Annotated in this window: 18 protein-coding genes and 1 riboswitch; of the genes, 5 read left to right on the top strand and 13 right to left on the bottom strand. The window is 55.6% G+C overall.

Annotated features, from left to right (window positions below; translation table 11 throughout):
• Positions 1–68: 68 nt before the first annotated feature.
• On the top strand, positions 69–2,216 hold the full coding sequence (locus AUQ43_RS16090) for a methyl-accepting chemotaxis protein (RefSeq protein ID WP_084272126.1): 2,148 nt from the start codon (positions 69–71) through the stop codon (positions 2,214–2,216).
• A gap of 76 nt (positions 2,217–2,292) precedes the next feature.
• Here the strand turns inward: AUQ43_RS16090 and AUQ43_RS16085 are convergent, their stop codons facing one another.
• The gene (locus AUQ43_RS16085; protein WP_062957184.1) at positions 2,293–3,300 is read right to left on the bottom strand and encodes a complex I NDUFA9 subunit family protein; all 1,008 of its coding nucleotides are present in this window, start codon (positions 3,298–3,300) and stop codon (positions 2,293–2,295) included.
• Positions 3,301–3,509: 209 nt separating this feature from the next.
• Complete coding sequence (locus AUQ43_RS16080) at positions 3,510–4,412, bottom strand: SDR family oxidoreductase (RefSeq protein WP_062957183.1); 903 nt, start codon at positions 4,410–4,412, stop codon at positions 3,510–3,512.
• Between the two features lie 268 nt (positions 4,413–4,680).
• Between AUQ43_RS16080 and AUQ43_RS16075 the strand changes: the two genes are divergently transcribed.
• Positions 4,681–5,499, top strand: coding sequence for a tetratricopeptide repeat protein (locus AUQ43_RS16075; RefSeq protein WP_062957383.1), 819 nt, complete (start codon positions 4,681–4,683; stop codon positions 5,497–5,499).
• A 124-nt stretch (positions 5,500–5,623) separates the two neighbouring features.
• Positions 5,624–6,652, top strand: a complete 1,029-nt coding sequence (locus AUQ43_RS16070) for a substrate-binding domain-containing protein (RefSeq protein WP_062957382.1) — start codon at positions 5,624–5,626, stop codon at positions 6,650–6,652.
• A 47-nt stretch (positions 6,653–6,699) separates the two neighbouring features.
• Here AUQ43_RS16070 and AUQ43_RS16065 read toward each other — a convergent pair whose 3' ends face one another.
• The 9 genes from AUQ43_RS16065 to cobU all read right to left on the bottom strand — a co-directional run bounded on the left by AUQ43_RS16065 (position 6,700) and on the right by cobU (position 17,971).
• Positions 6,700–7,512: a trans-aconitate 2-methyltransferase gene (locus AUQ43_RS16065; protein ID WP_062957182.1), complete on the bottom strand. Its 813-nt coding sequence runs from the start codon at positions 7,510–7,512 to the stop codon at positions 6,700–6,702.
• The gene (locus AUQ43_RS16060; protein WP_062957181.1) at positions 7,509–8,183 is read right to left on the bottom strand and encodes a glutathione S-transferase family protein; all 675 of its coding nucleotides are present in this window, start codon (positions 8,181–8,183) and stop codon (positions 7,509–7,511) included. The genes AUQ43_RS16065 and AUQ43_RS16060 overlap by 4 nt, the downstream gene beginning before the upstream one ends.
• Positions 8,184–8,389: 206 nt before the next feature.
• Positions 8,390–9,913 (bottom strand): cobyric acid synthase, encoded by a 1,524-nt coding sequence (locus AUQ43_RS16055; protein WP_062957180.1) that lies wholly within the window; start codon positions 9,911–9,913, stop codon positions 8,390–8,392.
• 38 nt (positions 9,914–9,951) lie between these two features.
• A complete protein-coding gene (gene cobO, locus AUQ43_RS16050) occupies positions 9,952–10,578 on the bottom strand; it encodes a cob(I)yrinic acid a,c-diamide adenosyltransferase (RefSeq protein WP_062957381.1) in 627 nt (208 codons plus the stop codon).
• Positions 10,579–10,630: 52 nt separating this feature from the next.
• Complete coding sequence (locus AUQ43_RS16045) at positions 10,631–11,461, bottom strand: endo alpha-1,4 polygalactosaminidase (RefSeq protein ID WP_232310707.1); 831 nt, start codon at positions 11,459–11,461, stop codon at positions 10,631–10,633.
• 142 nt (positions 11,462–11,603) lie between these two features.
• Complete coding sequence (locus AUQ43_RS16040) at positions 11,604–12,305, bottom strand: hypothetical protein (protein WP_062957179.1); 702 nt, start codon at positions 12,303–12,305, stop codon at positions 11,604–11,606.
• Positions 12,306–12,491: 186 nt separating this feature from the next.
• Complete coding sequence (cobN, locus tag AUQ43_RS16035) at positions 12,492–16,256, bottom strand: cobaltochelatase subunit CobN (RefSeq protein WP_062957178.1); 3,765 nt, start codon at positions 16,254–16,256, stop codon at positions 12,492–12,494.
• 100 nt (positions 16,257–16,356) lie between these two features.
• Positions 16,357–17,397, bottom strand: coding sequence for a cobalamin biosynthesis protein CobW (gene cobW / locus AUQ43_RS16030; protein WP_062957177.1), 1,041 nt, complete (start codon positions 17,395–17,397; stop codon positions 16,357–16,359).
• Positions 17,398–17,431: 34 nt separating this feature from the next.
• Positions 17,432–17,971 (bottom strand): bifunctional adenosylcobinamide kinase/adenosylcobinamide-phosphate guanylyltransferase, encoded by a 540-nt coding sequence (cobU, locus tag AUQ43_RS16025; RefSeq protein WP_062957176.1) that lies wholly within the window; start codon positions 17,969–17,971, stop codon positions 17,432–17,434.
• 57 nt (positions 17,972–18,028) lie between these two features.
• Positions 18,029–18,219, bottom strand: a riboswitch (cobalamin riboswitch).
• Positions 18,220–18,473: 254 nt separating this feature from the next.
• On the opposite strand from cobU, the gene AUQ43_RS16020 reads away from it, so the two are divergent.
• Positions 18,474–19,148, top strand: coding sequence for a hypothetical protein (locus AUQ43_RS16020; RefSeq protein WP_062957175.1), 675 nt, complete (start codon positions 18,474–18,476; stop codon positions 19,146–19,148).
• A gap of 10 nt (positions 19,149–19,158) precedes the next feature.
• On the opposite strand, the gene AUQ43_RS16015 is transcribed toward AUQ43_RS16020, so the two are convergent.
• Positions 19,159–19,761, bottom strand: a complete 603-nt coding sequence (locus AUQ43_RS16015) for a histidine phosphatase family protein (protein ID WP_084272124.1) — start codon at positions 19,759–19,761, stop codon at positions 19,159–19,161.
• A 32-nt stretch (positions 19,762–19,793) separates the two neighbouring features.
• Positions 19,794–20,606 (bottom strand): adenosylcobinamide-GDP ribazoletransferase, encoded by an 813-nt coding sequence (gene cobS / locus AUQ43_RS16010; protein WP_232310706.1) that lies wholly within the window; start codon positions 20,604–20,606, stop codon positions 19,794–19,796.
• A 208-nt stretch (positions 20,607–20,814) separates the two neighbouring features.
• Between cobS and cobT the strand changes: the two genes are divergently transcribed.
• Positions 20,815–21,849, top strand: a complete 1,035-nt coding sequence (cobT, locus tag AUQ43_RS16005; RefSeq protein WP_062957173.1) for a nicotinate-nucleotide--dimethylbenzimidazole phosphoribosyltransferase — start codon at positions 20,815–20,817, stop codon at positions 21,847–21,849.
• The last annotated feature ends 44 nt before the right edge of the window (positions 21,850–21,893 follow it).

The raw sequence follows: 21,893 nt of genomic DNA, 5'->3' as shown, positions 1-21,893 counted from the left end.
GGGAATACGTCCGAAGCAAGGGCAAAAAGCCGCCGGACAATATTTGTGCCGTTGGGGGAACTTTATAAATGACTGGCAGGTTTGGTTTGCGAGGACGCTTGATGATGGCGATTGTGCCCATCGCGTTGCTCGCTGTTATTGCGGCCGCACTGGCTGTTTTTGCCTTTAGAATTACACAGACACAACAATCGGTCGTTTCAAACGAGGCGATACCGGCCCTTGTCACCGGACAAGAGCTTTATGCGCGTAGCAACCAGGTCAGCAACATCGCGCGCAACGTTGCCGTTGCCCAGAACGCCGAAGAAATCGAAGCTGTCAGCGCCGAACTGGATCAGATTGAAACAGAGCTTAACAACGACATCGCGGCTCTTGCCGAGCTTGGCGTTGATGGCGCAATCCTGAGCGAGTTTTCCAATCAGACAGAAACGCTGGTCGGCAATATCCGGGCGCTGAAGGAAACGCAGATGTCGCTGTTTGCCAACGACGTCGCGACCAACGCACTGGTTAATGAGATTGTCACTGCGGCCAATGCGATCGAGGCATCTGCGCGCGCGCTGAATACCGACGCCAATATGGCGCTCACCAACAGCGCGTCCGCTCTTTATTCTATGGTCGGGCGCGAAGATCAGACCAACGAAGCGTTTAATACGCTTGATAAGCTTCTCGATGTGGATGCGCTTGATGCCCAGAATATGAGCGATCTGCGCGCCATTGCGTTTCAGATCCCGGGTCTTGCCGAACAGGTCGTTGCCGCACGTGACACTGATGCACTTGATAAGGTCAAGTTCGCGATCAATCCGATCCTGACCCAGTTGCAAAAAGGCATCGACCTGATGCCCGACCCGGAGGCAAAGGAAACCGCGCAGGCAACCCTGGCAGAGCTTCAGGCTGCGCTTGACCCGTCCAAACCAAATAACCTGTTTGCCCTGCGTCAGGCGGAATTTGCCACGGAAGAGCAACTTAATACCATTCTTGATGACAATGCGGCGATCACCGAACAGATCGCCCTCACGGCCGAGCGCCTTTTGGGCGAAATGCGTGCCAAGATCAACGATGCCAACAGTGGCGTGGCAGAAACCATCGCAACCGCTGAAATCATCATGATCGTCGTGGCAATTGCCGCCATCGTCATTCCGACGCTGATCCTTTGGCTTTATGTCAGTCGCAACCTGTTGCGTCGCCTGATTGGCCTGAATGGTGCGATGACCCGCCTGACAAAGGGCGACCTTGATGCAGAGGTAAAAGACAGCGGATCAGACGAAATTGCTGATATGGCGCGTTCGGTCGAGACGTTCCGCGAAAACGCCCGGGAGGCCGAACGCCTGCGCGCCCAAAACAAGGAAGCCGAAGAACGCGCCGAAGAACAACGCCGCGCGGCCCTGCATGAAATGGCCGACGGATTTGAAAGTTCGGTCAACACGCTGGTGACGGAGCTTCTGACCGCGGTCAACGAAATGCGCGATACGGCCGATAACATGGAACGCAATGCGGGTGATAACGTCACCCGTGCGGCAGAGGTCAACGAGGCATCACAAAATGCATCAAGCAACGTCAGTTCGGTTTCATCTGCGACCGAGGAACTGTCTGCCTCGATCCGTGAGATCGAACGACAAGTTGCCAAGGCGGAGGAGATTTCGCAAACGGCCGTGGCCGAAGCCCGGAAATCTGATGAAACCGTCCGCAAGATGTCAGATACCGCAGACCGTATTGGTGAGGTGATCGAACTGATCACAACCATTGCCGATCAGACCAACCTGCTGGCGCTCAATGCCACCATCGAAAGTGCCCGTGCCGGGGATGCTGGCAAGGGCTTTGCCGTGGTCGCCAACGAGGTCAAAAACCTGGCGTCCCAGACCCAGCGCGCGACCGAGGATATCAGCCAGCAGATCAGCGAAATGCGCGACGTCAGCAGTCAGGCCGTGGAAATGATTTCGACCATTGCCCGGACAATCGGCGAAATCGACAGTATTTCAAGCTCGATTGCAGCTGCGATGAGCCAACAGGGTGCCGCCACCGGTGAAATCGCCAATGGATCGGAAGAAGCCGCCAATGGCGTCCGCCATGTATCGGACAACATGGCCAGTGTTTCACGTGCCGCCGAAGAATTCCGCGAAATGTCGGGTTCCGCCCGCTCGGTCGCCGAAGACCTTCTGGCCAAGGCGCACAGCCTTCAGACAGAAGCCAACAACTTCGTCACCCGGGTGCGCAGCGAATAGATTTCACCAAGGTTATCTCAATAAAAAACCCCGCCGACATATCGGCGGGGTTTTTCGTATCTTTGGCTTTGTGGCCCTAGACGAAACGGCGGAACTCGCCGGATTTGCGCGGTGGGCAGAAGCGCTTGAGATAAGACGGTGCAATCGCCTCAAGGCTGTTTGGCGTAATGCCAAGCTCGGCAAAGCCTTCTGCTCCGTCAGACACCACGTTATCGGTTTTAAGCAGACGCACCTGATCGGGCGTCAACGGCGGAACCGGCAGGAACTGCAGGAAGAATGCCTTGATTGAGGCCAGCCAGAACGGAACCGGCATCAGAATGGCACGCTGACGGGTGATCCGCAGCATGTCCTGCAAAAGCGCCATGAAGGAAAGGGTTTCAGGTCCGCCAAGCTCATAGGTCTTGCCAGCAGATTTGCCTTCGGTAAGGGCTGTGACAAAGGCATCGGCAACATCGCCAACATAAACCGGCTGGAATTTCGGGCCACCTTCGCCGTGCAGATCGACCTTGCCTTCGCCCAGATCAACTTTCGGCAGGCCCGGCGCACCGACAACCGGCAGAACCGGTGAGAAACGAGCCATGGTGGCAAATTTGTTCAGGAAGTTGTCATTCGGGCCAAAGATGACCGAAGGACGGAAGATCACCGCATCCGGGAAAACTTCGCGCACGGCCTTTTCACCGGCAAGCTTCGATGTCGCATAGTTGGCAGAGGTGTTTTTATCCACACCAAGGGCCGACATATGCAAAAGCGTTTTTACGCCGGTCGCCTTGGCTTCTTCGGCAATACGTTTTGCTGCCTTGACGTGGATATTGAGGAAATTCTTGCTGCCACGCTCATAAAGAATGCCAAGCAGGTTGATCACCGCTTCGGAACCCTCGATTGCGTCCTTGATGCTGTCTTCATCGCGCACATCGCAATGGACCGGAACGACCTGTCCCAGATAGCCCATCGGTTTGAGCTTTTTGACGCGCTCAAAGCTTCTGGTCGGGACACGGACGATAAAATCACGCTCAAGCAGACGCTTGACGATATGACGTCCGACAAATCCGGTGCCGCCAAAGACGGTTACAATACGACGATCCATAATTGCTCTCTCCTTGCCGGTCGGGAAAATGTGGATGGACCCACATCATGTGCCGGTGCTCGGTGGCTTTGGGGTCCGAACCGCCTGGCGATCCGGTCCGAAACTGCTCCTGTGGACAATCATATGGTGCCCAAACAAGCGACGATATGATTTTCCGCAGGCTTTTGGGTTATATACGACCCGTAAGTGTCGTCAACAATGCGCTGTTGTTAATCAATTGCGTCTTTTGTCCCTGCTTCGTCCAGAATTTCATCATAAAGCGCCATCAAACCGGCCCGATAATCCGGATAACGCAGCTTTACGCCGAGTTCCTGTTTGATCCGCGCATTTGAAACGCGTTTGTTGTCTTCATAAAAGCTTGCGGCCATCGGGCTAAGCTTGGCAGTTGCGAAATCCTGTTCGGGCGGCGGATCAACACCAAGCAACCCGCAAGCATGGGCAATGACATCCTGCGGCGGGGCCGCATCATCATCACAGACATTATAGGCCGCACCACAATTAGGCTGTTTGATCGACGCCAGAACAGTCTGGGCGATGTCTTCGACGTGAATACGTGAAAAAACCTGGCCGGGTTTGACGATCCGGCGTGCCCGGCCCGACCGGACCGTTTCAAGCGCATTGCGGCCGGGGCCGTATATACCCGCCAAACGGAAACTTTGCACACACAGGTCATGACGGCGGCCCAGATCAAACCACGCCTTTTCTGCGGCCACCCGCCTGCGCCCGCGCTTGCCACTTGGCAAAAGATCATCTTCTTCAGTGACTTCGGCGCCACCCCAATCGCCATACACCCCGGTGGTCGACAAGTAGCCGATCCAAGTGCCTGCCGGCAGGCTGGCCAGATCACCACCATGATGATGAATGACCGGGTCCCCCTGCCCGCCGGGCGGGGCAGAAGACAGAACATGCGTCACGCCATCAAGGGCGCTTGCAATATCGGCTATCGGTTGATCATCGGCGAAGATGAAAGGCTCAATACCTTCGGACTTCAGCTGTTGGGCCTTATCAGTGCTCCGCGTGGTTCCGGCTATTTTCCAACCTTTTGCCTGAAGCGCGCGGGCGACAAGGCGGGCGGAAAATCCCAGTCCGAAACAGAACAACTTATTGGTCATCAAGGCACCTTTTATGACGGCAAACTAGTGTGAAGGCACAGTAACGACCTTGCCACATACAAACAAAGCCTTTTGGCAAAACCTTTTGGCAGTATGATTTGTTCCCGCGAAGGTTCGATTTCGGGAACAACAATCATTATCTTGCCGTTTTCATGATGTGAGAATTCAAAACTGTGAATTTTCAGATATGCGCATTCAGGCATGGTGGATCGCCCAAATGATCTTCTATGGTGTCTGCCAGCAATTTTTGCCAAAGACGGAGCTTTTCATGTCACGACTTTCCGGCACCTCGATCATAGCGCGCGCCACAGGCTTGCTGTGTCTGGCGGGGTTTGTGGGTTTCTGGGGCACAGGTATAACCGACGCCCGCGCCCAAACCGAAAGCAACGGCGGCATGACACAGGAAGAAAGCCAGCAATATCGCGATTGTATCAAACTCGCACAGCTCAAACCCGAAGACGGCTTTGAAAGCGCGATTGCGTGGCGCGATCTGGGTGGCGGAGAACCAGCGCGCCATTGTGTCGCTGTGGCGCTGATATCGCTTGGAAAATATGAAGAAGCCGCGACCCGCCTTGATGCGCTGGCAAAGGACAGCTCGGCCGGACCGGGTGTCGTCGCGGGAATGCTGGCCCAGGCAGGTCAGGCCTGGATGATGGCTGATAACCTTGAATATGCCTGGCGCGATCAAAGCCGCGCGCTTGAACTGGTGCCAAATAACCCGCAGCTTTGGGTTGACCGCGCCATGGCACTTGGCCTTGCCGGGCAGTACTGGGAAGCGATTGATGATCTGAACAAGGCGCTTGATCTTCAACCGGGATATGCCGAAGCCCTGATTTATCGGGCCTCTGCATGGCGGTTGCTTGAAAGTTACGAATTGGCAATGACCGATATCGAGAACGTTCTGGGTCAGGATCCGCAAAATGTGCAGGCACTTTTCGAGCGCGGAAAGCTGTATCGGATCGCGGGCGAGGATGATCTGGCCCGTCGCGACTGGCTAAATGTCATAGAACTTTCAAACGGAACCCCTGTTGCCGATGCGGCAAAAGCGAATATAGAGAAGATGGATGTTCGCACCGGATCGAACTAGCGAAATCGGATCAAGACCAGAGCCGTCTGACTTTCAGAAAACTGGTTCGCTGTGACAGATTTCCTTGTATATGACCGGTAGAACCACACGCCGGGCCATGACCGGAAAGTTTTTGGGGGACGAAATGCGTCGCACGCTTGCCTTGGCTACCTTTGCTGCATCAATTGCGCTTCTGGCATCACCTGCTGCAGAAGCCCGTGATCAGATCAGGATCGTTGGATCATCAACGATCTTTCCGCTGACCACGAAGGTCGCCGAACATTTCGCCAAGACCACCGGCGCACCGGCCCCGGTGGTTGAAAGCACCGGTTCGGGTGGCGGATTCAAGCTGTTTTGTGGCGGTATTGGTGCACAGTTCCCCGATATTGTCGATGCGTCACGCCCGATCACAGGATCGGAAACCGCCATTTGTGCGGCGAATTCGGTTCGCGACATCAGCGAAATCAAGATCGGCTATGACGGCATTGTCTTGCTGGGATCGCGCGACGCACCAGACATGTCGCTTACCGCCCGCCAGCTTTACCTCGCCCTTGCCCGAACGGTTCCGGTCAAGGGTGCCAGTGTGCCCAACCCGCACGAAAAATGGTCGGATATCGACCCGAGCCTGCCGGACCTGAAAATCCGCGTGTATGGTCCGCCGCCAACTTCGGGCACACGCGATTTGATGGGGCAGCTGTTGCTTGATCAGGGGTGTGCGACGTTTTCCGATATCGCAAGTCTTGAGGCATCCGATCCGGACAGCTTCCGGCTTCTGTGCCGTACGCTGCGCGACGACGGCGCCTATATCGAGGCGGGCGAGAATGACCGGCTTGTCATCAGCAAGCTTGAAAAAGACCCGACCTCATATGGTGTAATGGGCTTTAACAATCTGGAGCGTAACCGTGAACGTCTTCAGGGTGTTCCGATCAACGGGATTGAACCGGATTATGAAACCATCCTTGATGGCAGTTATCCGGCATCGCGTGCGCTTTATCTTTACGTCAAGGACGACCACCAGCAACTGGTACAAAGCCTGGGTGACTTCATCTCGACCTATGTATCGGACGCTGTGATTGGTGAAGACGGTCTTCTGGCCGATAACGGTCTGGTACCGCTGACCGCTGACGAGCGCGCAGAGACCATGACCAGTGCCGCGAAGTTCGCCGGTAACTGATCAGCAAACAGATCAGCGCAAATACATCGCGTATAAACGGCCGGGCATCAGTCCGGCCGTTTTGCCATCCAGACCTGATTGCTGGCATATTTCGGGGGATTTCCCTGAAAGTCAGAAAATTCCGTTATCGAAACAAAACCGGATAGTTCCAACATCAAACGCATTTCGCTGCGATGAACCCAGCGCAGGTGATGCCAGCAATCCTCGCGTTTAATCACATCGCCCTGATCGTTGATTTCTTCAAACCGCCAATGTTCGCTGAACTTCTGGGTCAGGGGATCGTTGGTGCGTTCCAGCGCCGTGATGCGAAGACGGCTGCCCGGCTGCCCAACACCATCTGGCATCGGAAAGATCGGAAGCTCGACCGGCTCCGGATCACCTTCGGGCAGGCAATAACGCAAATCCGGATCCATCAGATCAAGGGCAATCGCCCCGCCGGGTTTGAGATGGGCAAAGGCCCGTTCAAGGGCACGTCGCTGATCATCGGCATCGGTGACTTCCTGAAGCCCGCGAAACGGGATAATGACCAGATCAAATTGCCGCCCCAGATCGAAGTCGCACATATTGCCAAGATGCCATGTCAGATCGGGGTAATTGGCGCGTGCCTGACCCAGCATCGCAGGTGACAGATCAAGGCCTTCGACCGCGACATCAAGTCTGGCAATCGCGGCACTGATTCGCCCGGTGCCACAACCGAGTTCAAGCACGCCATTTTCGTGCACCAAGCTTGGTGCCAGACGGGTATAGAAGGGAATAGGGTCTTCAAAAATCTTGCGATCAAGATCAGCGCGAAGATCGTAACTGGCGGTATTTAACCCGCCTTCGGGATAGAATTCATCAGATATGGATGAATTCTTCATTCAAAATCCAGTTCCGCATAATGGCTGGATGCCGGGAAACTTGCCTGCCGGTCTGCCAGAATATCGCGCATGGCAGGGCGGCTTTTGATCCGCATGTACCAGTCCTTGGCACGCGGATGTTTTGACCAGTTGATATCGCCCATATAGTCGATCACGGAAACCTGTGCGGCGGCCGCCAGATCGGCCATGGTCAGATGATCCCCTGCCAGCCAGTTACGGCGTTCAAACAGCCATCCGATATAGTCCATGTGATAGGCCGCGTTGGTCCGCCCGGCACGCAGGACCTTGGTATCGGGTGTGCCGGTCGAGAAGAAACGTTTCAGAAGCTTCTCGCCCAGCAGATGTTCGGTGGCCTCGCGATTGAACTTGCCATCAAACCACGCGACAAGGCGGCGGATTTCCGCTCTTTCCTTGGGGTTGGATCCGAACAGTTTTGGCTCGTCCTCATAGACCTCGTCGAGATACTCGCAAATGACGACGGAATCACACAAAACCGATCCGTCTTCTTCGATGAGGACAGGCACTTCACCGGCGGGATTAAGCAGCAAAAAGTCATCACGCCGTTCCCAGACCGGTTCAGCTGTGAGTTCAAAATCCAGCTTTTTCTCGGCCAGAACCAGGCGCACTTTGCGCGAAAAGGGTGAAAGCCAAAAATGATATAACTGACGCATAAGCGTGAAGATACCCGACCAAGAATGAACGTTTTGCAAAGACCCGTCACGCGGCCGCAAACATTCTAAAAACCGCAAGCAATCCGGTTCGTTTCCAACCCGGAACTGCAAGATATCTCAAACCATGCAACGCGGTTGAAGTAAAGTCCTAGAACGGCTCTGAGATGCGATTTTCGCGGCGATAACACAGAAAACCGCCACCCGGGTCATGGCGCGCGGCTTTTGGCCAGTTCCAGCATGCCATCAAGATCAAGGCAGGCTTCAAGATGATCGGCCAATTCATCAAGGGCGGCATCAATACCGGCGTCGAAACGGGTACTTTGGCGCGCTTCTTCGGAACGAAGGGTTGCCAAAAAGGCATCGCGGAAAGGATCGCTGCCAAACAGCCCGTGCAAATAGCACCCCAAAACATGGCCATCCGCACTAATCGCCCCATCAGACGTGCCATTCAGATCAAGCCAACTGCGTTCCCGATCCGGACCATCGGTTCGGCCCATATGGATTTCGTAGCCATCAACAGCAATTCCAGAGGCAAAAGCAGCGTTATCACCAACCGTCAGACCGGTTGTTTTGCGAAGCGTCTTGTCACCGGCCATGACGGTTTCAACATCCAGAAGACCCAGCCCGGCCTCACTGCCCAGTGCGCCTTCCACCCCGTTTGGGTCATGAACCATACGGCCCAGCATCTGATAGCCGCCGCAAATGCCGACCACATGACCGCCACGGCGGTAATAGGCCTGAATATCGATATCCCAGCCCTGGTCTTTCAGGAACCGAAGGTCGGCCATGGTCGATTTTGAGCCCGGCAACAACACCAGATCACAATCCCCCGGGATCACTTGCCCCGGCTTTATCACCAGCAATTCCACATCATCCTCGGCCGCGAGCGGATCAAGATCATCAAAATTGGCAATACGGGGCAGATGCGGCACCGCGATGCGCAGAATTGCGTTCGTCGCATCCCCGGCCTTGCGGTGATATTTCCCGGCTTTTTCCAGCGCTACGCCATCTTCGGCAGGAAGTTTATGGGCATTGGGCCAGTACGTTGCGATACCGTAACTTTTTAGGCCGCATCTTTCGGCAATGATGCCGGTGGCCGGTTCAAACAGCGACACATCGCCACGAAACTTGTTGATCACATAGCCCTTAAGCCATCGGCGATCCTCATCGGACAGCAATGCATGCGTGCCGACAATAGAGGCAATCACCCCGCCACGATCAATATCACCGACCAGAATGACAGGCACACCAATGGCCTCGGCAAAGCCCATATTGGCAATGTCAGATGCGCGCAAGTTTACCTCGGCCGGGGACCCTGCACCTTCGATCAGGACAAGGTCGGCGTCACTTGCCATGACCTCGAAGCTTTCCACCACCTTGGGCAAAAGATCGCGTTTGAGACGATAATAATCGCGCGCCTTGGCACTGGTCATGACCTTGCCCTGCACGACCACCTGCGCGCCGATATCACTTTGCGGCTTCAGCAGGACAGGGTTCATATGGATGGATGTCGCAACACCCGCCGCACGTGCCTGAAGAGCCTGCGCACGGCCGATCTCGCCACCGTCATCGGTGACAGCAGCGTTATTGGACATGTTTTGCGGTTTGAACGGGCGCACCCGAAGGCCCCGACGCGCATAGGCCCTGCACAATCCGGCCACCAGCAAGGATTTCCCGACATCGGAACCGGTACCTTGCAACATCAGGGCGGGAACGGATTGCGCACTCATTCCGGTTTCAAAACTTTCTTTCAGATGATCAAGCCGGATCAGAATTCAACGCCGATCTGTGCCTTGATGCCCTGTTCACGGAACGGGTGTTTGACCATGGTCATTTCCGTGACCAGATCGGCCGCCTCGATCAGGGTATCGGGGGCATTCCGCCCGGTCAGGACAATGTGTTGATCTGGCAATTTGTTGGCGAGTGCTTCAAGCACATCATCAAGCGGCAGGAAATCATAGCGCAGAACGATGTTGATCTCGTCGAGGATCACCATCGAATAGCTTGGATCACGCAGCATTTCCAACGCCTTGCCCCATGCTTCGCGCGCCAGTGCGACATCCTGTGCGCGGTTCTGGGTTTCCCAGGTAAAGCCCGCCCCCATGGCATGAAACTCACAAAGATCGGGGAACTTTTTCAGAAGCTTAGCCTCGCCAGTTTCCCAGCCGCCCTTGATGAACTGGACAACGCCGACTTTCATGTCATGGCCGACACAGCGCATCGCCATGCCAAAGGCAGAGGATGACTTGCCCTTGCCCTTGCCGGTATGGACAATGATCAGGCCCTTTTTGTCGATCTTCTGGGCCATCATCTTGTCGCGCGCGGCCTTGATTTTCTTCATTTTTTCATCATGGCGCGCATTAATATCGACGTCTGGCTGGCTTTTGTCGGTCATTGTTTCTTCCCTTTGAAATGCCGCCACAGAATGCAGCGAAAGCAGCTTGGGCTCAAGGGCAGTTTTGCGGTGTCTGATCAAGGTCGATGCGCGCAATGACGCCCTGAAATCCGTGCGCGTCCGCCACCGGGCAAAAGGTCATCGCATCAGCGCCTTCATCAAGATATTCGACGGCAAAAACAGGCTTTCCTTGCTCAACATAAGGGTCAAATTCCCCCATAAAGCCAAGGCGATGGGCCGATTCCAGCAAGGCAAAATCCATCCGACCGACCAGATCGGGTACAAGGTCAGCAGCATTTTTCTGCCCGATGGCAAGGCCCCGCATATGGGCCTCCTTGATGAGCCAGTTCACATAGCGCAGCTGATCGGAGCGCGAAATGTCAAAGCCTGTCGGCTTGCTGCTTTGATCGGCTTCATAGGCGTCTATGTTGTCAGGCTCAATCGCCAGAAACCCCTTGTCGCGGCACAGATCAAGACGCGCCCTGATAACATCGACAAAGCGTTCAAACCGGCTGATATCAAGCCAGTTTTCACCGTCCCACCCCCAATAGGGCGCACCAATCGCATCGCGTGGAAAGTCCTGCGCATCATCGCGCCAATCCTCTACCGCGCCGACATTGACATAGCAAATCGGATAAAGCCCGGCAGTCCGCCAAGCGGCGACCTGATCAGCTGATATATCGAAAAGATCCCCACCCACGACCCGGATGGAGGGATCGACGTCAAGCACCCCTTGCAGTTGCCAGTGGAACGGTCCGGTCGGGACAGGCGCCCAATCATTGCCATCCGCGGCTGTTGCGGGTGTTCCGTACCAAAGCAGGCCGACGAAGGCCAAAGCCGGGAGCCATGGGAGCCAAAAGAATATTGGAATCAAGTTCTTCACGCGATGCGCCTGCCTGCCCTGAGATATTGGGCATCAAGTTTGCCCCCATGCCTGCCTTAAGACAATCCCGCAAAAGAAAAGCGCGACCCCAAGGATCGCGCTGTTCCTTTATCTTGTGACTGCAAACCAAAGCCAATCAGCGTTACAAGCTGGCACCGTCGCCGGTGGTCAATCCAAGATCGCCAGTCACCAGATCAGCCCATTTATCGGGTTCACGCATATCGATATTGCGCAATTCCGGGCGGCGCATCCGGGCCTTGTTAAACAGTTGCAGACGGTCACCGGGTGACATGCGGCGCAAACGATGCAGAGCCTTGCGAACGGCATCGTTGCGCGCAGCCGCCGGGCTTTGGAAGCTTTTTTCAACCACCTCCAGGCGTTTTTCTAGCCAGTCGCGGCTGATCGCGACCTGTTCAATGAGGGTTTTGAATTCACGCACCACCGGGAAGTGATCCATACGCAGATGGGCAACAGCAATGGCCGTGCGCCAAACCTGGCGTTCGACCCCTTGCAGGTAGCGCCAGTAAATCTTCACCTTGGCATTGATTTCAAATTTGGTCTGATCGGGACCGGGAAGATGGTGGACAAGCTCTGTCATGCCGGCATGAAACTCGTCAAACGTCACCGGCCGGTGAACACCGTTAAAGTGTTCGCGCACGTCCAGCACTGCGCGAATGGCACCGCGCGCCGGGCGATAGCGTCCATCGCCGTGCAAGTCCGCACGCAACCATTCAGGCATGTCAAAGTCAGAAAGCAGGAAGTTGACGATATCTGCATGCCGCCCATGGGCGGGTATTGGAGTTTGCAGATAATCAGGCAAACGAACGTTGGTCTTGATATCCATCGCGGCCTCCGATCTGTTCAATCATCCTGCTTCCCGTGCAGGCGATCCGATAGGGGTGCCCCGTCCCTCACAACTTATTAACAGTTGGTTAATTGAGATATGGTGCGAAAACGTAACGTTTCAACTGCCCGGTTTGTTCCCACGGTAAAATTCCCGTGATTCCAATGACAAGCATCAGTTGACAGATTATGGCACCAGATCGGCGGAAACACTGTTGCGGCGCGGCTGCCACAGCCCGCGCTCAATTGCCTCACGCAGGCGGTCTTTGATATCTTGAAGCGCGTCGGGATTATGATCGGCGATGAAATCGCGTATCTCTGCATCGCCAAGATAAGCGTCATAGACCAGATCAAAGTGATGATCAGCGACGCAACGTGCTGTGGCAGCAAATGCAAACATGTAATCGACTGTTGCCGCCATCTCGAACGCGCCCTTGTAGCCGTGGCGCATTACCCCCTTGATCCATTTGGGGTTCACCACACGCGCCCGAACAACACGTGCAATTTCTTCTTCGAGTGTCCGGATCTTCGGGCTTTCGGGACGGGAATGGTCGCTGTGATAAACCGTTGGCTGCTTGCCTGATAAACTAAGCACAGCCGATGTCATTCCGCCTTCGAACTGATAATAGTCATCGGAATCCAGCAGATCATGTTCGCGGTTATCCTGATTGTGGACAATCGCATCGACCTTACTGAGGCGGGTTTCAAACAGATCGCGTGCCGCCGTGCCTTCGGCCCCGTTGCCATAGGCATAGCTGCCCCAGGCAAGGTAGGCATCGGCAAGATCGTCTTCGTCTTCCCAGAGTTTTTCATCAATCATCGCCTGCAACCCGGCCCCATAGGCGCCGGGTTTGGAACCAAACACCCGGAAGCCAGCTTGTCGGGCGGCCTGATCCTGATCCATTCCATTCACACGGAGTTTTTCGGTTTCGGCCCGCACGCGCACAGCAATCGGATTGGCGTCATCGGGTTCATCAGCTTTGTCGGCCACCGCCCTTACCGCACTGTCAAACAGATCTATCAGGCCGGGAAAGGCATCGCGGAAGAAACCAGAAATCCGCAAGGTGACGTCAACACGCGGACGCCCCAACACCGATGCCGGCATGATTTCAAAGCCGGTCACCCGGCGCGATGCACTATCCCAGGTCGGGCGTACCCCCATCAGGGCAAGCGCCTGCGCGATATCATCGCCACCAGTACGCATATTGCTCGTACCCCAGACCGAAAGCCCCAGCGCCGCTGGCCATTCGCCGTGATCCTGCACATGGCGTTCCAGCAGCAACTCCGCTGATTTCCATCCCAACTGCCAGGCCGCCGGGGTTGGCACGGTACGGGTATCAACCGAATAGAAATTGCGCCCGGTCGGCAACACATCCGGTCGGCCACGGGTCGGCGCGCCAGATGGCCCGGGTTCAACGAACTTGCCTGCAAGGCCACGCAAAAGGCCTTCGATCTCGGCCGGACCGCAACCAACAACCGACGGCCGAATAGTCGTTTCGATATCAGAAATAACGTCACAGACGGCTGACCACGCCGGGTCGGCCTTCACCGTTCCCTTGACCAGATCACGTGCCAAAAGCTCGATCCGTTCCACAGTATCGCCGGTGGTGCGCCATGGTCCGATATCTTCGCCGTCATAGTGCGCGAGAATTTCGGGCTTGGCGCCCGGCCAGAATTCGGCAAAGGCACAATCAAGCGGATCAAACGCGGGATCATCAAGGATATCCCTGGCAATCGCGCGATGCAGGGACGCCTTGGGGCCGGTGTCCGCACCACGCGGTAGCCGTGCAAGTGCGACCAGAAGATCGGTCAAAAGATCGCCATCCGGGGCCTTGCCATAGATATGCAGTCCGTCACGGATCTGCAGTTCCTTGAGCTCGCACAGATAGTTATCAAGCTTGGCCAGCGCGCTTTCTTCGTCCTCGCCCGCCTCGATGCCGCAATCACGGTCAAGGCCTATGCGAATCGCCAGTTCAAGGATATCGCGTTTGAGGATCACAAGACGGCGGGGATCAACCGCGGCGGCATCATAGTATTCATCGACCAGCGCTTCGAGATCCTTGAGCGGCCCATAGCTTTCCGCCCGGGTCAAAGGCGGGGTCAAATGATCAAGGATCACCGCCTGGGCGCGGCGTTTGGCCTGTGTGCCTTCGCCCGGATCATTGACGATAAACGGATAGAAATGCGGTGTCGGACCAAAAACGGCCTCCGGGAAGCAATCCTCGGACAGCGCCAGCGACTTGCCCGGCAGCCATTCCATATTGCCATGCTTGCCAAAATGAATGATCGCATCGACGCCAAACACATGACGCAGCCAGATATAAAAGGCGAAATAGTTGTGCGGCGGCACCAGATCGGGCGAGTGATAGCTTTCAAGCGGATCAATGTTATAGCCACGCGCGGGCTGCAACCCGATCACCACATTGCCAAGCGGCAGGATGGAAAGCGCAAAGGCATCCTGACCCGCCAGATAGAACGGATCATTCGTCGGGTCGCCCCAGGCCTCAATTACCTGATCCCGGATGGCCGGTGGCAGGGCATCAAGCGCCTTTTGGTAGTCCGTACGAGACAAGGTCACGCGAATTTCGCGATCAGCAAGGGATTTGAAATCGTTGGTCGGCCCGGCCTTGATCGCAGCAATCAGGGCGTCGCCATCTTCCGGCAGATCATTGACCCTGTATCCTTCGCCCTGCATCGCACGAAGTGTTTCGATCATGCCGGCCGGGGTATCAAGCCCGACCCCGTTGCCAAGGCGGGCATCCTTGTTTGGATAGTTCGCCATAACCATCGCCACCTTGCGCGAAGCTGTATCCGATTTGCGCAAGCGTACCCAGTTGGCGGCAAGTTCGGCGGTAAAGGCCACGCGATCACGGACCGGGATGTATTTCACCAGATCAATCTGGGTCAGGTCATCCTTGCCAGCCGATCCCTTGAACGACACAGCACGTGAAAGGATACGGCCATCGACTTCGGGCAGGGCGACATTCATCGCAATATCACGCGCGGCCAGACCATTCACACCTTCGCGCCAGGCTTCTTCGCCACCACCCGACAGCACCACCTGAAAGACCGGGGCATCCACCGCGTCAAACGGACCATTTTTTCGTTCTGACCCCGGAACAGATATCGCAAACCCGGTGGTATTCAGGATCAAATCCGCACTGGTTTCTGCCAGCCAGTCCTCGACCAATGCCGCTGCCACCGGATCCTTGAGACTGGCGACAAAAATTGGCAATGGATTCAGACCATTGGCACAAAGTTCCTCAACCAGCGCGTCAATAACATCCAGATTGGCGGCCTGTACCAGTGAACGATAGAAGATAATCGGCGTAACCGGTTGATTTTCAACCCAGTTAACGCGGATTTCATCAAGGCTTGCCTGCGCCTTGCCGGGCCAATAGCCCCCGGCCTTGACCAGTGGCGCGGCAGGTGACCAGTTCCAGTTCACGCTTGAATTTAAGTTTTCGTATATAAGACGAAGTAAATTCTCGGAGTTTTGCGGTCCGCCCTCGATCAGGTAACGCCAGATATTCTGATATTCCCGCCCCTTGACGGTCGAAAGCGATAAAAGTTCAGCATCGGGTTGATCATCACCGGGCAACAGGATCAGGGGAATGTCTTTGGCACGCGCAAGGACAACCAGTTGTTCGATACCGTAATCCCAATAACCGCGCCCGCCCAGAATGCGAACGATGATGAATTTGGCATCGGAAAGCACATCGTCGATATAGAGATCAACTGACATGTTATGGCCAAGCTGCAGCAAGCTTGCCAGACGCAAGGACGGAGTTTGATCGCCGAATGCATCCACCAGACGCCCTTGTGCCCCGGCAAGGCAGGCCAGCTCAGACTCGGCCGCAGACAGAATCACCACATCGCCGGGTTGCTGTCCAAGGTCGACGGCCTCGCTGCCATCCGTGACCATTCCGGGCTGGGCTGCCAATAGATGCATTTGGGGATCCGTATTCTTGCGTCGTTACGTCGAAAAGGCGACCAGGACCGGATGTAAAAATCCATCCGGTCTCAGCCAAGTTTCATCCGGTAGAATGGATTCAGGCGGCCTTGATGGCGGCTTCAATCGCTGCACGGTCCAGACCATGCAGACCAATCACGACCAGTTCGGAACGGCGGGTTTCGCCATCCGCCCACGGACGGTCGAAATAGCGCTGGAAACGTTCGCCAACCCCCTGAACCACATGGCGCATCGGTTTGCCCGGCACATCCAGGAATCCCTTGATCCGCAAAACATCAAATTGGCGCACAACATCAATCAGGCGCTTCTCAAGCGTCGCCGGATCGCTGATCGCATCAAGCGAGACAACGAAACTGTCGAAATCGTCATGGTCGTGTTCGTGACCATCGTCATGATGGCTCGGTCTGCTATCAAGGTCATCCTCGGCAGCAGCACCCAGACCCAGCAGGATGGCATTTTCCACCCGTGAATGGTCGGTTGCGATAATCTTGACCGACGGCTTTTTCAATTCTGCACGGATATCTGCTTCGACCTTGCTGCGTTCGGCATCGGTCAGAAGGTCCGTCTTGTTCAGAACCACCATATCCGCACAGTGAAGTTGTTCTTCGAACAGTTCCTCAAGCGGGCTTTCATGATCCAGATTGTCATCAGCTTCGCGCTGGGCCTGTACCGCGTGATGATCATGGGCAAAAAGACCATCGCGCAGGGCCGCGCCATCAAGCACAGCCACCACGCCGTCAACTGTCACACGCGACCGGACTTCGGGCCAGTTAAACGCCTTTACCAAGGGTTTTGGCAGGGCAAGGCCAGATGTTTCGATAACGATATGGTCAGGTGGTGTTTCACGATCAATCAGGTTCTGGATGGTTGGCAGAAAGTCATCTGCCACCGTGCAGCAGATGCAGCCATTGGCCAGTTCAACCACATCATCTTCTTCGCAGCCTTCGATACCGCATCCATTGATGATGCCGCGATCCACGCCCAGATCGCCAAACTCATTGATAATCAGCGCAATGCGTTTGCCATCGGCATTTTCCAGCATGTTGCGGATCATCGTTGTTTTGCCTGCCCCCAGAAAACCGGTAATGACGGTTGCGGGGATTTTGCCCAATTGTGCCATTTGTAAAGTCCTTAAAATTCAATTCTTTATGTTGCTATTTCACCTGCATCGGTATGCCGGCCACCACAAGGGTCACCTTGTCAGCCAGTTCGGCGATGCGTTGATGCAGGCGCCCGGCATGATCCCGAAAGGCGCGTGCCATCGCATTTTCCGGCACAATGCCAAAGCCGACCTCGTTTGAGACCAGAAGCACCGGCACAACAAGTTTCGGCACCAGATCGCAAAGGGCCTCAGTCTCGGCGTCAATATCGCGGTCTTCAAGCATGAGATTGGTCAGCCACAAGGTCAGGCAATCGACCAGAACCGGTTTGCCACCTGTGACATTACAGGTCTGTAAGGCAGCGCAGAGCTCAAGCGGTTCTTCCACTGTCTGCCAGAGATCGCCGCGCGATTGTTTGTGAAGATCGATGCGGTTGGCCATTTCATCATCCCAGGCCCGCCCGGTTGCGATATATGTGCCACCACCTGCGTGATTGATAATGTTTTCGGCAAACCGGCTTTTGCCGGATCGCGCCCCACCAAGGATCAGATGCGTCCCGCCAGAGGGGCCGTCAGGGGGTAAAATCTGGGTCATCCCGTTTGTTCCTCGCCATGGCCTCCCACCGAGGCCCGATTGCGTCGCCACCTTCTAAAGAATAGTGACACCTTCGGCAGGTTTCCTGGCTGCGGGCATGAAAGCGGTCCGCCTTCCCGGTTGCCCGGTGGCTGGTCTGGCGCCACGCGCCGACCCGGATCGCCCAACCCGATACAGTTGCGGGGGCAGCATCGGCCTTGCACCGATTTCCCATCACCGAACGGTGCGCCGAACCTAGCAGGTTTGCCATAAATGCCAAAGGTCAATCTCGGCCCTTCAAGCTGTCTGATACACACGACCTAACCGGAAGGTCAGTATTTGTAAGAATTGTCTGCTTGAGGGCCCCTACCATTTCAGACAACATCAAGACGTCGCGCTGAAACTACAGACGGAAAAATCCGCAATCTCGCGCAAAACCGGGAACAAAAGAACAAGCACCCGGCTGGCAGCAGAAAAATCTGCGCCAAAACTCTTGGGGTAATCTGGAAGTTTGTGAGCACAAATGGCTATACGGTCTCACCTATTGAAAATCCGACAGTCGACTGCGCCAACCTGGACCACTTCCTCTCGCAAGGACATGTGGCTGGGATTGCTTGGTCGCCTGAACAGTCCGGACAGATCTTTTCAGGACTTCCTGGAAGAATATGCGATTGAGGGCGAAATCACGCTGGCACGGCGCGACGTTCGGGAAATTTTTGCTCAGGATGCCTCGAAGGGGGTGATCGCCTCCATCATCTGGTCCCATGAACGCGGCATTCGCGTGAACGCATTATCGCTGCTTGTTCGCGATATGCCGACGCTTGTAACGCTGATGTCGATTTCCGACTTCGGGAACGATGAGTTGAACGAATTGCTTGCGCAGCCGGGCATATCCGTTCCGACTGCCAGCAAGATGTTGTCTGCCTGTGGCAAAACCTATTGCGGTATGCCAGCTGCCATCATTGACGACACCATCATTCAGGCAATCGAAAGCGCATCCTTTGCGGCAGATTTCCCGAATGTCGCCAAATTGCGGGCCAAATCACGCAGCCGACCGGTCCCGTATTATCAGGCCTATCTGCGCGATGTATTCGATATTTGCGAAAACCATGACCTTGAGCCGGATATGGTAGACCGCTATCTGGCTGAACACGCGCTTGATGACATGGCATCGGACATCGAACTCGCATCCGCCTAGGGACGAAACCTTAAAATCGCTGATTGACCGCGGTCACACGCCAGCCGGGTTCGTCGACCTCGTCGATGAATTCAAGTTTGGTCAAACCCAACGTATCGACATGAAACGCCAATGCCGTTTCAAGCGACAAGCCCAAGGCATTGGCCAATATGGCGCGCACCGTCCCGCCATGAATGACAGCCACGATATCGCGACCGGCAAATGCATCATTTAACCGGGAAAAGACCGGACCAACACGCCCGACAACATCGGCGAAACTTTCACCCTTAGGGGGGTGCTGTCGGGCAAAATCGGTCCAGAAACGCGTTGTTTCACCCTTGGGCAAATCGTTCCAGTTCTGCAGCTCCCAGTCACCAAAGTGCTGCTCGGCAAATCCGCTTTCTGCCTGCAACGCATGGTCTGCTTCCATGAAACGTTGCAGGCTACGCGCCGTATCCTGTGTACGCGACAGGTGGCTGGTCACCCATGTCGCAGATACTGGCAATTGCCGGGCAAGAGTGTTGATCGCCTTTTCATCGGAAAGATCCGCTGGCATGTCACTTTGGCCATAGACCAGACGTTTGGGGTTTTGGACCGGGGCATGACGCACCAACCACCATCTTGTTGTTTTCATTGGGTTCGTATCCCCTTTTCTTGCCCAGATCGTCAGATGACCGCGACAAAGGCAATTCCGACAAAAAGTTCGCTTAGCAACTGGGTTGCGCCCAAAACATCACCCGTCTGGCCACCGATTTGCCATTTCGCCACCATCGCCACAAGACCAACAGCCAAAAACGCACCAGCCAGAACCACAACGGTTGTGGTCAAACCCGTCAAAACGAACGCCAGGATCGCTGCGAGGAGTACCGCGAGCCCGACCATCATCAGACTTGGTGTTCCCGCACCTTTGCCCAAACCGTCGTTACGCGCCGGGGGCAGGATATGCATCACGATCGGCATGGCTGCACGCGATGATATCGCCATAACCAGAAACAGGATCGCAGCCTGCCCGCCGTCACCGGCCACAGACATCAGGACAAGTCGCAGCCCGAAACACAAGACCAGGGCGACGACACCATAGGTACCGATTTGACTGTCACGCATGATTTCCAGTTTGCGCGCACGTTCAAACCCACCACCAAATCCGTCCGCGCAGTCAGCCATGCCGTCTTCGTGCATGCAGCCAGTCAGAAGCACCATGCCTGCCAGGGCAATGATCGCGAATATCAGGATATTTTCCGTCAATTGATAAACCAGCATCGCTGGCAGCATGGCAAATCCAGCCAGCAACAAACCAACCAGTGGCCAGGACCAGACGGATCTTGCAATCAGCTCGGCGCGGAAATCGTCAATTCCATGCACCGGCACACGGCTTAGCAAGGCCAAGGCACGCCAGAAATCAGAAATCACAGATGTCTTTACTGGTGCGTCAACGGCGGCGTCCGCGTCCTCATTTTTCGATAAATCTGCGCTTTGCATATTTGTTTCGTTTTGGTTATGATCTTTGGATATCATAAATTTCCGATTTTCAAACTGGCAATCTGCCACGCCCGGGCCTAGTTTGGGCTGACTTTCTGAGCCGTCTTAGACAACTGGTTTCCGAGCCTAATCATTCCCATCCCGGAAGCCAAGCGGAACACACTACCGTCAGGACCCCAGGCACCTTTGCCGCCAGCCGGAGACCCACATGTTCAACCCGAAACACCCGCCACAAAACCTTGAGGAAATTCGCGCCCTGCTGGCCGAACTTCCCGATGTCGATCAGGATGCACAGGCCGCCGTCGCCGAACGCGAACCAACATTGACCAAACCTGCGGGATCGCTTGGCCGACTTGAAGATTTCAGCATGTGGCTCGCCGGGTGGCAGGGAACATCGCGCCCGCGCATGTCACGCCCCCGTGTTACGGTCTTTGCCGGCAGTCATGGTGTTGTTGCACAGGGCGTTTCGGCCTTCCCGGCCAGTGTTAACCAGCAGATGGTCGAGAACTTTATTAACGGCGGGGCCGCAATCAACCAGATCTGCAAGTCTGTCGATGCAGAACTTCGCGTTATGGAAGTCGCACTTGAAGTGCCGACAAACGATTTTGCCAATGAACCTGCGATGGATGACGAGGGCTGTGCCGAAGCGATGGCCTTTGGCATGAGCGCCATCGAAAAGGGACTGGATCTTTTTGTGCCCGGCGAAATGGGCATTGGCAACACTACGTCGGCCGCCGCCATCGCCCACGCGCTTTATGGCGGGAATGCAGGCGACTGGACTGGTCGCGGTACCGGGATTGATGACACAACCCTTGACCGCAAAACGCGTGTTGTGGGTGACGCAATCATTCTGCACAAGAACCAGATGCATGACGGTTTGGATGTTCTGCGCTGTGTCGGGGGACGTGAAATTGCGGCCATGGCCGGTGCGATCATTGCGGCACGCTTTTCGCGGGTTCCGGTTTTGCTGGATGGTTATGTTTCATGTGCCGCAGGCGCGGTTTTGGCAGCTATGCGTGCCGATGCACTTGATCATTGCCTGATCGGGCATGTATCGGCAGAGCCGGGCCACACCCGTCTGATTGATAAACTGGGCAAGCAGGCGCTGATTGATTTCGGCATGCGCCTTGGCGAAGGATCGGGGGCAGCACTTGCTATTCCGCTTTTGCGGGCGGCTGCTGAATGTCACACCGGTATGGCGACATTTGAAAAGGCGGGAATTGATGGCAAGGACGGCGCCTGAGCCAGCTGTTGTCATCACAAGAACCAAATAGCGTCGCGTTTCCG

Origin of the sequence: Thalassospira sp. MCCC 1A01148, from assembly GCF_001613795.1 — a bacterium.
Classification (GTDB): domain Bacteria; phylum Pseudomonadota; class Alphaproteobacteria; order Rhodospirillales; family Thalassospiraceae; genus Thalassospira.
This window is presented reverse-complemented; position numbering and strand designations above follow the sequence as displayed.